The sequence below is a fragment of the Nocardia stercoris genome, assembly GCF_003696265.1.
GTDB lineage: Bacteria > Actinomycetota > Actinomycetes > Mycobacteriales > Mycobacteriaceae > Nocardia > Nocardia stercoris.
Genome location: NZ_RFFH01000025.1, coordinates 1 through 12,365 on the forward strand (window position 1 = coordinate 1; position 12,365 = coordinate 12,365).

Sequence of the window (12,365 nt, forward strand, 5' to 3'; positions counted from 1 at the left end):
GCCCCACAACACATCCCGCACCGGACGATCCAACGCCCGCTCCAGCAGGTCCACGGCCTCGTCGAACGCCGCCGCGAACACCGGGAACTCCCTGTGCAATTCGCGGCCCATCCCGGCCCACTGCGCACCCTGCCCCGGGAACACCAGGGCGACCCGGCCTCCGGCGCGCGCCGTACCGCGCACCAGCGAGGTGGCGTCGCGGCCTGCGGCCAGTGCGTTCACACCCGCCAGCAGTGCGTCCCGGTCACCGCCGACGACCACCGCACGGTGCTCGAGTCGCGCCCGGCTCGACACGAGGGACCAGGCCACAGCCGAGATGTCGATGCCGGGCTGCTGGGACACGACTGCCGCCAGCCGGGAAGCCTGCGCCAGCAACGCTTCCGGGCTCCGCGCGGACAGCACCCACGGCACCGCGGCGATCCCGTCGCCGGGACCGGCCGCGGGTTCGGCGGCCGGCTCCGGCGCCTCCTCGACGATGACGTGGGCATTCGTCCCCGAGATGCCGAAGGCCGAAATACCCGCGCGCCGTGGATGACCCGGGCTCTCCCAGGTGCGCTGCTCGGTGAGCAGCTCCACCGCGCCGCTGTCCCAATCGACATGCGTGGAGGGCTCGTCGACGAGCAGCGTCCGCGGCATGACACCGTGGCGCATCGCCTGCACCATCTTGATCACACCCGCCACACCCGCGGCGGCCTGGGTATGCCCGATATTCGACTTCAGCGAACCCAGCCACAGCGGCCGGTCCGCCGGCCGATCCTGGCCGTAGGTCGCCAGCAGCGCCTGCGCCTCGATCGGATCGCCCAACGCCGTTCCCGTGCCGTGGGCTTCGACGACATCGACCTCGGAGCCCGTCAGTCCGGCGTTGGCCAGGGCCTGCCGGATCACCCGCTCCTGCGACGGACCGTTCGGCGCGCTCAGCCCGTTCGACGCGCCGTCCTGATTGATCGCGCTCCCACGCACGACAGCCAGCACCCGATGGCCCAGCTGCCGTGCGCGCGAGAGCCGTTCGATCGCCAGCACCCCGACGCCCTCGGACCAGCCGGTACCGTCGGCCGCGGCCGCGAACGCCTTGCATCGCCCGTCGGGCGCGAGCCCACGCTGCCGGGAGAAGGCGACGAAATTCGCGGGCGTCGTCAACACCGTGACACCGCCGACCAGCGCCAGTCCACACTCACCGCCGCGCACCGCGGCCGCAGCCTGGTGCAGTGCCACCAGACTCGACGAACACGCGGTATCCACCGATACCGCTGGGCCTTCCAGTCCGAGCACATACGACACCCGGCCGGAGGCGACCGCGGTGCTGGTTCCGGTGATCTCGAAACCGGCTGCCCCGCTGTAGTGTTGATCCGAGATGCCCAGGTACACACCGGTGTCGCTGCCGCGCAGCGTCATCGGGTCGATGCCCGCGTCCTCCAGTGCCTCCCAGACCGTTTCGAGCAGCAGTCGCTGCTGCGGGTCGGTGGCCGACGCCTCGCGCGGGCTGATCCCGAAGAACGCGGCATCGAAATCGCCTGCGTCCGGCAGGAATCCACCGCGACGGACGTACGACTTGCCGGCGGCCGCGGGATCCGGGTCGAACAGCGTATCCAGATCCCAGCCGCGGTCGGCCGGGAAGTCCACGATGCCGTCGCGGCCGTCGCGCACCAGATCCCACAGTTCGCCGGGCGACGAGACGCCACCGGGATACCGGCAGCCCATTCCGACGATCACCACCGGGTCGTCGAGATCGGTGCGAACCGCTGCGACCGTGGACTTCTCGGCCACGTCGCCGCCGAGTTGCACCAGCAGGTACTCCGCGACTGCCCGCGGGGTGGGCCGGTCGTAGATCAGCGTGGTGGGCACGACGAGGCCGGTCGCGGCGCTCAACCGATTGCGCACCTCGACCGCGAGCAGCGAGTCGAACCCGAGCTCCGCGAAGTTCCGGTCCGCGGCGACTGCCTCGGTGTCGTCGTGTCCCAGCACAGCGGCGATCTGCGCGCGCACCAGCTCGAGCAGCGGTTCCAGCTGTCGTACGGGCGGAACCCGTTCGGCCACAACGCCGGTGACCGCGTCCGGTACGACCGCGGGTGTCAGCTCGCGCAGCATCGGCGCCAGGGTGCCCAGTCGCGCCTGGACGGCCAGCGCCGCGGTGTCGAAGCGCACCCCCAGCACCGCGGCACGGTCGGACGCGACCGCGAGATCCAGCAGGGCCAAGCCCTGCTCGCTCGCCAGCCCCGGCAGGCCGAGACGCCGCCACCGGGCCGCGTCGGCCGCACCCAGGTGGCTGGTCATCCCGGTCGATGCCGCCCAGATCCCCCAGGCGATCGAGGTCGCGGGCAGGCCGGCGGCCCGGCGTTGCCCGGCCAGCCCGTCGAGGAATCCGTTGGCCGCGGCATAATTGGCCTGACCGGCGGCTCCCAGCGTGCCGGTGATCGACGAGAAGAGCACGAAGACGGCCGGATCCAGCTCCGCGGCGGCCTCGTGCAGATACCAGGCCGCGTCCGCCTTCGCGGCCAGCACACCGTCCAGTCGCGCCGGGGTGAGCTCGGTGAACACGCCGTCGTCCAGGACACCGGCGGCGTGCACGATCCCCGAGACCGGGTACTCGGCGGGCACTGCCGCCAGCAGCCGCGCGACACCTTCCCGCGTCGAGACGTCGCAGGCCACCACGTGCGCTCGAGCACCGAGTGCGGCCAGGTCCGCGACCAATGCCGCGGCGCCCGGCGCGGCGAGTCCGCTCCGGCTGCCCAGCACCAGGGACCGGACGCGGTGCGTACCGGCCAGATGGCGGGCCAGCAGCGCACCCAGGCCGCCGGTGCCGCCGGTGAGCACCACGGTCCCCGCCGCCACCCGTGTCCAAAGGGTGGCGTCGGCCGCGGTCTCCGGCAGCCGGGTCACCCGCGGGTGGTACAGCTCGCCACCGCGCTGCGCCAGCTGCGATTCGCCGGTCCCCAGCACCACGGCCAGGTGCTCGGCGGTGAGATCGCCCTCGATATCGGTGTCCAGCAGGACGATCCGGCCGGGCGCCTCGAGCTGGGCCGACCGCACCAGACCCCACAGCGCCGCGCCCGGCGCGTCGGCGATCGTCTCACCGGGCACCGCGACGGCACCGCGGGTCGCCACCACGAGCCGGCTGCCCGCGTACCGCTCCTGCGCCGAGAACTGTTGCAGCACCTCGAGCACCCGATGCGTCGCGGTACGCAGCACCGCGGGCACGTCCGGTGCGGATTCGTGATCGCGGCAGTCCAGGACCACGGCCTCCGGTGCCGGCTCCCGCTCGGCGAGCGTTGCCCAGTCCCCGATCTCGACCGCGCCGGGTTCCGCGACGGGCGGCACCGGCGACCAGCGCACGGCGTGCAGGCGGCTCGGTGCCGACTCGGCGTCCGCCGCGTCGGCCACGCTGTTCACCCAGTAGCGGCGGTGCTGGAAGGCGTAGGTCGGCAGTTCCACCCGGCGCGGTGTGCCGGTGGGCCACAGCGCGGACCAATCCACCGGCACGCCGGCGGACAACTCGCCCGCGGCCCGCAAGGCCGTCTCGGCCTCGCTGCGCGCGGGACCGGCCGCCCGGGGCTTCCGGAGCATCGAAACCACCAGCGCCGCAGTGGATTCCGTTCCCGCGTCCAGGTTCTCCGCGATCAGCGCACTCATACCACCGTCGGGACCCGCCACCACGAAGGTGCCCGCACCGGCGGCCCGCAGCGACCGCACACCGGCGGAGAAGCGGACCGTCTCCCGGACGTGCCGGACCCAGTACTCGGCCGTGCGTACCTCGGGCCCGGCGAGTTCACCGGTCAGGTTCGATACCAACGGAATCCGTGGCTCACCGAAGGTGAGCCCGCCGGCGATCGCGCCGAACTCGGCCAGCATCGGCTCCATGGCCGGCGAATGGAAGGCGTGGGACACCCGGAGCCGGCTCGCGCGGTGCCCTTCGGACCGGAGCCGCTCCGCGGCCGCCTCGACCGCCTCCTGCGCACCCGAGATCACCACCGCCCGTGGCCCGTTCACCGCGGCGACGGCAACGTCGGATCCGAGGTCGCGCAGCACCTCCCGGACAGCTTCCTCGTCCGCCGCGACCGCAACCATCGCGCCACCCGCCGGCAACGCCGCCATCAACCGCCCGCGCGCCGCCACCAGTGCGGCGGCATCAGCGAGCGACAGCACACCGGCCGCGTAGGCGGCGCCGATCTCACCGATCGAATGCCCCGCCACCACATCCGGAGTCACACCCCACGACTCCAACAGGTGATACACACCGACACCGACCGCAAACAGCCCCGCCTGCGCGAACATCGTGTTGTCGGCCGACGCATCGTCACTGCCCCACAACACCTCCCGCACCGACTGGCCGAAATGGCCGTCCAGCAGGGACAATGCCTCGTCGAACGCTGCCGCGAACGCCGGAAACGCCTCGGACAGTTCATGACCCATGCCCGCGTACTGCGCCCCCTGACCGGGGAACACCAGCGCGAGCCGGCCGGCCGTCCGCATCGAACTCCGAGCGGGCGCACCCGGCTCGCGGCCCGTGGCCAGACCATCCAGCCCCGCGATCACCGCGTCGCGATCACCGCTGGGAACCCAGGCCGACCATTCGTGCCGGGTGCGGGTGGTGAGCAGCGAATAGGCGACGTCCCGCGGGTCGGTGTCCGGGCGCTCGATCAGCCACTGCCGCAGCACCGCGGCCTGCGCCCGCACCGCGCTCTCGCTGCGGGCCGACACCAGCAGCGGCAGGTGCGCGATCGACCCGCCGTCGGCGGGTCCGGCCGCGGCGGGCGGTGTCTCGGGTACCGGCGGCACCGGGGCCGCTTCGAGGATCACGTGCGCGTTGGTACCGCTGATACCGAAGGAGGACACACCGGCCCGGCGGGGGCGGTCTCCGTCGGTGTCCCAGGCGCGTTGCTCGGTGAGCAGCTCCACCGCGCCGCTGTCCCAATCCACATGGGAGGACGGCTCGTCCACGTGCAGCGTCCGCGGCATGACACCGTGGCGCATCGCCTGCACCATCTTGATCACACCCGCCACACCCGCGGCGGCCTGGGTATGCCCGATATTCGACTTCAGCGAACCCAGCCACAGCGGCCGGTCCGCCGGCCGATCCTGGCCGTAGGTCGCCAGCAGCGCCTGCGCCTCGATCGGATCGCCCAGCGTGGTGCCCGTGCCGTGGGCCTCCACGGCATCGATCTCGGTGGCAGCCAGTCCGGCATCGGCCAGCGCGGCTCGGATCACCCGCTGCTGCGCGAGGCCGTTCGGGGCGGTGAGGCCGTTGGAGGCACCGTCCTGGTTCACGGCCGACCCGCGCACGACCGCCAGCACCTGGTGACCGAGACGCTCTGCCCGCGAGAGGGTTTCGACCACCAGGACACCGACACCCTCGGACCACCCGGTCCCGTCGGCGGCCTCGGCGAACGGTTTGCACAACCCGTCCGGGGCCAGGCCCTGTTGCCGGGCGAACTCCACGAACATCGCGGGCGTCGCCATCACCGTGACGCCACCGACGACGGCCAGATCGCATTCGTCCGCGCGCAGCGACCGGCAGGCCAGGTGCAGGGCGACCAGGCTGGACGAGCACGCGGTGTCGATCGAGATCGCGGGACCGGTCCAGCCGAAGGTGTAGGCGATCCGCCCCGAGGCGACACTGTTGGTGGTTCCGGTCAGCCGGAATCCGTCCAGGCTGCGGTCACGGCCCCCGAGCCCGCCACCGTAGGATTGGTCGTAGAGACCGGCGAATACCCCGGTCCGGCTGCCGCGCAGGGCCTTCGGGTCCAGCTGCGCCCGCTCCAGCGCCTCCCAGACTCCTTCCAGCAGGAGTCGCTGCTGGGGGTCGGTCGCGAGGGCTTCCCGCGGCGAGATCCCGAAGAAGTCCGCGTCGAATTGCGCTGCTCCAGAGAGGAATCCGCCCCGCCGGGGGCTCGGTTCCGGGTCGTCGGGCCCCGGCAGCTCGTCGAGGTTCCAGCCGCGATCGACGGGGAAGTCGACCACGAGATTCGCACCCTCGACGACCTTCGACCAGAGGTCGTCCGGCGAGTTCACCTCGCCCGGGAGGCGGCAGCTCATGCCCACGATGGCGATCGGCTCGTTCCAGCGACTCTCGAGTTCCTTGACTCTCGACCGGGACCGCTGCAGTTCGCCCGTCATCCACCGCAGTGTCTCGAGAGATCTGGCATTGCTCGTCGTCATGGAAACCCCGCTACAAACTTTCGTGAACAACCGCAGAAGATTCGGGCCACAGGCAAATCCGGGGTGTACGAAGACACGACAGATCACGACCGGCTGCAGGATGCTCGCCGGCCGGACGGATACGCACAGGATTTACGTGGGCGCTATCGCCGATTACTCGGCCAGCGGCACTCCGGCGGCTGCGCCGTCACTGAAACAGGGAGGCCCGACGGCGGTGATACGCCCGGACGGCACGAGGACTCGATCGTCAGGTGAATGGCGTTGCCTCACAGTGATCCAGCCTCCTCGTAAATCCTCCCGAATGGGAGGCTAGTCCAACAACCGGCAGCTGTCACTTCAACCGACAACAAGATCATGTCTAAACCAGAAGGGCGCAGGTGAGACACCACACCGCCGCCCCGGACGGTCGACCGGCCGGTCGGTATACCACCGAACCGCCAGGTCCCGAAGGCCTTGCGCCGGTGTCGAACTCGAGACATGTCACACCGAAGTCGTTGTCGCACATGCAGCTCCGGTCCGATTGCGGACATCACGAATCGAAGCCCGGACTGGTGGTACCCGCGCCCACTCCGACCCCGTGTGATGCCGGCGCGGCGGCATCGTCTCGCCGACGATCAATCGAAGCGGGCTCCGGGTGCGTCGCCGCGCAGTTCGCTGTCGATGAAATCCAGCAGTTCGTCCTCCGAAGCCGCAACCACGTCGAAATTCGCGGTCGAATCGTCCCCCGCGCCGTATTCCGACGCCAATGCCCGCAACCATCCGGTAATTCGCGTCCGGGCGCCGCGGTCACCTGCCGCATTCCGAATCCGACGGGTCAGATCCGCCAGCTCGGTATCCAGACTGTCGGCCGGCGTCGGCACGGCCCGGAATCGCGTCCGGATATGGATGGCGAGTTCGGCCGGGGTGGGGTGATCGAAAGCGTCACTAGCGGCCAGTTTCACGCCGACCACCGCACCGAGCCGCGCCAGCAGGTTCACCGTCTGCGCCGAGCCCAGACCCATGGCCTTGAAGGTGTCGGTCGCGGAGAACCCTGCCGCGTCCGCATCCCCCAGCACCGCGACCGCATAGGAGACGATCAGCCGTTCGAGTTCGTCCACGGTCCACTCCGCCGCGTCACCGTCCGCGCCACCCACGGTGTGCGGCCACAGCAGGTGGTGCCGGAAAGCGTAGGTGGGCAACTCGATTCGGCGCGCGGCCGGACCGCGCAGCGGGCCGTGCAGCCAGTCGACGGCACCGCCTCCGGCGAAGAATCGTGCGGCCGAGGTCAGCAGCTCCCGCCGATCACCGTGGTCACGGGACAGCGAACCGGCCAGCACCGTCGGCCGGTCGGTGCCCGCCAGCACATCGGAGATCGCGGCACCCAGCACCGGATGCGGTGCGACCTCGACGAATTGACCGTGCCCCACCCGCACCAGCTCCACGATGCTCGGGCCGAACAGCACCGGCTGCCGGATATTCCGGTACCAGTAGTCGCCGTCGAGCTCGGCACCGTCCACCCACGCACCCAGCAGGGTCGAGAACATCGGGACGGCACCGCGGCGCGGCACCACCGGACGCATATCCGACCGCAGCGCGTCCTCGATCTCGTCGAGGACCGGACTGTGCGAGGCCCGGGACACCCGGACCGGGCGGACCCGGAAGCCGTCGGCCCGCAAGCGCGCCAAAACCGGTTCCAACTCGGCGATCTCACCACTGATCACGGTCTGGCGGGGCCCGTTGATCGCGGCCACCGCGACCGCGGTCCCGGCCAGATACTCGGTCGCAGTCTCCGCGGGAGCCTCCACCCAGACCATCTGTCCCGGCCGCAAGCCCCCCAGGCGGGACGCGCGCGCACAGATGACCCGCACCGCATCCGCGAGACTCAGATGACCCGCGACGTGTGCCGCGGCCACCTCGCCCTGCGAGTGCCCGATCACCGCGGCCGGCCGCACACCCCACGACATCCAGACCCGGGCCAGTCCCACCATCATGGCGAACAGGGCCGGCTGCACGATGTCGACCCGCTCGGAGTCCGCCTCCGGCCCGCACAGCACCTCGACCAGCGACCAGTCCACGTACGGGCGCAGTTCCCGGTCACAGTCGGTGATCACCTCGCGAAACACCGGTTCGGTCTCCCAGAGGTCGCGGCCCATCGCGGCCCACTGCCCACCCTGACCGGGGAACACGAAGACCGGGCCGGACTCGAACGCGGCGGCGGTACCGAATTCGACGTTGTCGACCGGGATTCCGCGCGCGATGCTGCGCAGGCCGTCGAGGTTCTCCTCGAACGAGGACCCGATGATCACCGCCCGGTGTGGGTGCACGTCGCGGGCCTGGAGCAAACTCTGCGCGACATCGCCCAGCGACGCGTCGGGCCGATCACGCAGCCGGTCGTACAGCCGCGCCGCCTGATCCCGCAGCACGGTGTCCGACCGGGCGGACACCACCCACACGGCCGGCGACTCGTTCGGAACCGGCTCAGCGGGCTCGGATCCGGCGGTTCCGGCGAACTCCCCCACGACCACATGACAATTCGTGCCGCCGATGCCGAAACTGCTCACTCCCGCGACCCTGGGGCCGCCGGCGGGCCAGGGCGCCGCCTCGACCCCCACGCGCAGCACGTCCGCCGCGGCGGCCAGGTCCGGATTGAGCTCGTGGAAGTTCCGGCTGGGCGCGAGCACGTTCCGCTCGACCGACAGCACGGCCTTGATCAACCCCAGGATGCCGGCGGCGCCCTCGAGATGACCGATGTTGGTCTTCACCGACCCGACCGGCACCGGCCGTCCCGCCGTCCGGCCGGGCCCGAACACCTCGGCCAGTGCCGCGGCCTCGACCGGGTCGCCGACCCGGGTACCGGTGCCGTGCAATTCGACGTAGCCGATCTCGGCCGGCGTCACCCCCGCCCGAGCCTGGGTGTCGCGCACCAGCGCCGCCTGTGCCACGGCGCTCGGCGTGGTCAGGGTGCCGGTCCGGCCATCGCTGTTGACGCCGCTGCCACGGATGATCGCGTGGATCCGGTTGCCGTCCGCCACCGCCCGGGACAGCGGTTTCAGCAGCACCAGCCCGCCGCCCTCCCCGCGGGCGAATCCGTCCGCCCGCGCGTCGAAGGCGTAGCAGCGCCCCTCCGGCGACAGCGCGCCCAGCCGCTGGATGCCCAGCGTGGAGTCGAGAGCGAGATTGAGGTGGACGCCGCCCGCCAACGCCAGCTCGCTCTCGCCCGAGAGCAGGCTGCGGCAGGCCAGGTGCACCGCGACCAGCGAGGAGGACTGGCCGGAATCCACGACGAAACTGGGACCGCGCAGGCCCAGCAGATGGGAGACCCGGTTGGCGATCAGGCCGCGGTTCAGGCCGGTCAGGGCTTGACCGGACGACGCCTCGTCCAGCCGGGCCGCGGCGATCGGGAAATCGTTGCTGATCGCCCCGACGAATACCCCGGTCGCGCTGTCCGCCACGGTCGACACCCGGATGTCGGCCGCTTCGAACGCTTCCCAGGCCAACTCCAGGGTGAGCCGCTGATGGGGATCCATCGCCGCTGCCTCGGCGGCCTCGATCCCGAAGAAGTCGTGGTCGAAGGCGTGCGGCTCGGCGAAGTAGGAGCCCGGCGGCAGGTCGTACCGTTCCGCGGCCGATGCCGCACCCGGCATGGTGAACCGGCTCGGCGGGATCTCGGCGATCGTGTCGCGGCCGGCGAGCACGAGTTCCCAGAGTTCCGCGGGCGAGCCCACCCCGGGAACCCGGCACGACATTCCGACGATCGCTACCGCGTCGGGCTCCCCGGCCGGGCTGTATCGGTCGGAGCTGGAGGGCACATCACGGGTCATCGGAGTCCTTGTCGGTGGCCTGCCGAGCGCTGCGGGCTCCCCGGGTACGACGCGAACCGCCGGACCGTGCCGGCCACGCCTGTACGGGTCTCGACAACCGGTGCATCCGGCCCGCGCGCAGTGGTCCCACGGTGCCCACCCGACTCGAAACGTCGAGCTCGACCCTAACAGGGGATTCGGCCGGTGCGCACGGCGAAGTCCGCGATACCGCTTGGGGGCAGCGGGTTTTCGCCGATCGGCGGGCCGTTCGACTACTCGCCGGCGGCCCGCCGCACTTCGCGACCCGCGGCCCGGTTGCGGACCGCACGCGCGGTCGCCGCCGCGAAGGGCTCGAGCTGCTCGAACACGGGGTCCTCGTCGTCGGTGTCCAGGACCACGGCCCGGCGGCGCAGCGCCCGAGCGGAATCCGGGTCCAGCGGCTCACGACGGCGATCGCGGCCCTCGGCGTCGGTGTCGCCCACGCGGTTCCGCGACAGGCGCGCCGCGCGTCGCCGCCGGATCTCGGCCTCGATCCGGACCTGCCGGCGCAGATGCACCATGTAGACGATCAGGGCGAGCACGCTCAGCGCACAGGCCGACCACAGCATCGGCGTGAACACCACACCACCGGCACCCAACAGCAGCGAGCTCAGCAGCAGGCCGAGCGCCGCGCGCTGCCGGTGCTCGTACCGGGCCGCGCGCGCCACCGCGTCGGCCTGCGGGTCGAAGCCGCCGCGGCCGCGCCGGCTCGGCACGAAATCGTCTTCCTCGGAGGCGGTTTCGTCCTCGACTGCGGCATCGGAAGCGCGTACCGGCAAGCGGCGCTTACGGTTCCGCCGGAACCGCCCGCCACCGGTCTCGGCGGCCGACTGCTCCTCGGCCGCGGCATCGGATTCGGCGTAGTCGCGTTCCTCACCGGCTTCGAGATCGTCGTCCTCGGCTGCCTCGTCGTCGAATTCGTCTTCGGCCGAGTCGAGTTCGCTGTCCTCGAGCTCGTCGGGAGCGTCGTCCTCGAGCTCACCTTCGGCTTCGGCGTCGAGTTCGGCCGCGGCGGTCTCGTCGTCGGACCCGGCCTCGATATCGGACTCGGCGGTCTCCGGATCCGTTGCGCCGCCGGATGCTTCGGCTTCGGTCGCGTCGTCCGCGAGGGCCACCGACGCGGGATCCGCGGCGAGGACGGCCGATTCGGCGGTGGTATCAGCCGCGGCAACCCGGGAGCGACCGGTCGTCAACGCCCGCCGATCCGCTTCGCCCGCCGCCTCGTTCGCCTCGGTGTCGGTCCGGTCCTCCGCCGTGACGGACTCACCAGCCGTCGTGGTCATCGCGACCTCCGCATCCTCGCCGTGCTGAGTTGGTCGTCGCGTGCGGGTCGGCACCCAATCCGGATCGGTGTCGTGGCCTGCCGCGGGCCCTGTCCTGGTACGTCTTCCGGTACCGCCACGGTGCAACACCCGGGTTGCCTGCGCGGCATCGGTCGTACGCCGCACGCGCGGATGCCGATTCGTGAGCATGGGGAAGAGAACGAAGATCCACAACACGACCAGACCGATCCACAAGACCGAATTGGGCATTGTGCTCGCACCTCCGTCCCCGCCTCCTCTCCGGCGATACCACGAGATACCACCGTCCCCCACAGGCTAACCCTCGGTCACAGGAATAACCCGAAGACACACCGGAAACATCTGTCACAGCGCGACACTGCCACCGGCACTGCAGAACGGCGCTGGGGTCTGCTCCGTCTACTCCAAAACCGTTCTGGTTCAGGGCAATGTTACGCGGCCCGCCCGAATCAAGCGCTCCACTACCGAGCTTTGGAGATCCTCGGTGGTGAGTGCGACGAGCTGGTGGTCACGCCACCCGCCGTCCACATCCAGATAGCGACGCAACAGGCCTTCCTCCCGGAAACCGACCTTGGCGAGCACCGCCCGGCTGGCCAGATTCTCCGGCCGCACCGTGGCCTCCACCCGGTGCAGACCCACCGCGCCGAAACAGTGGTCGAGCCCGAGCGCGAGCGCCGCCGTCGCGACGCCCTGCCCGCCCGCGTCCTTGGCCACCCAATACCCGATCCAGCCCGAACGCAGTGCGCCCCGCACGATATTGCCGATCGTCAACTGGCCGGCGAAATTCCCGTCCAGCTCGATCACCAGCGGAATCATCGCGCCCCGGCGCGCCTCGGCCTTGAGCGACGACCACAGCGCCGGCCAGTTCGAGGTGTGGTTACGCGCCTCCCACGACCCGCGGCCGGTCGGCTCCCACGGTTCCAGATGCGCACGGTCGCGGATCCGGATCCGGGACCACACCGAAGCGTCCCGTAACCGGATGGGACGTAACGAGACCCGGCCCGCCGGGACCCGCACCGGACCCAGATGCGCCGGCCAGCCCGGGTGTTGCGCAGCGCGAAAGACGTTCATATCCATGTATTCGAGCCGACCC

General features: G+C 71.1%; 4 protein-coding genes. All 4 read right to left on the reverse strand.

Annotated elements, in window-relative coordinates; all coding sequences use genetic code 11:
* On the reverse strand, positions 1–6,153 hold a 6,153-nt coding region (locus EBN03_RS35365), incomplete at its 3' end, for a type I polyketide synthase (RefSeq protein WP_147471779.1).
* A gap of 614 nt (positions 6,154–6,767) precedes the next feature.
* A complete protein-coding gene (locus EBN03_RS31410) occupies positions 6,768–9,953 on the reverse strand; it encodes a type I polyketide synthase (RefSeq protein WP_122191802.1) in 3,186 nt (1,061 codons plus the stop codon).
* Positions 9,954–10,204: 251 nt separating this feature from the next.
* On the reverse strand, positions 10,205–11,254 hold the full coding sequence (gene sepX / locus EBN03_RS31415) for a divisome protein SepX/GlpR (RefSeq protein WP_147471780.1): 1,050 nt from the start codon (positions 11,252–11,254) through the stop codon (positions 10,205–10,207).
* Between the two features lie 438 nt (positions 11,255–11,692).
* A complete protein-coding gene (locus tag EBN03_RS31420) occupies positions 11,693–12,343 on the reverse strand; it encodes a GNAT family N-acetyltransferase (protein ID WP_122191842.1) in 651 nt (216 codons plus the stop codon).
* Between the last annotated feature and the right edge of the window lie 22 nt (positions 12,344–12,365).

Bases quoted from the DNA above. Each gene is read 5' to 3' on its own strand.
- EBN03_RS31410 (WP_122191802.1), bottom strand. From the start codon at position 9,953: ATGACCCGTGATGTGCCCTCCAGCTCCGACCGATACAGCCCGGCCGGG.
- sepX (WP_147471780.1), bottom strand. From the start codon at position 11,254: ATGACCACGACGGCTGGTGAGTCCGTCACGGCGGAGGACCGGACCGAC.
- EBN03_RS31420 (WP_122191842.1), bottom strand. From the start codon at position 12,343: ATGAACGTCTTTCGCGCTGCGCAACACCCGGGCTGGCCGGCGCATCTG.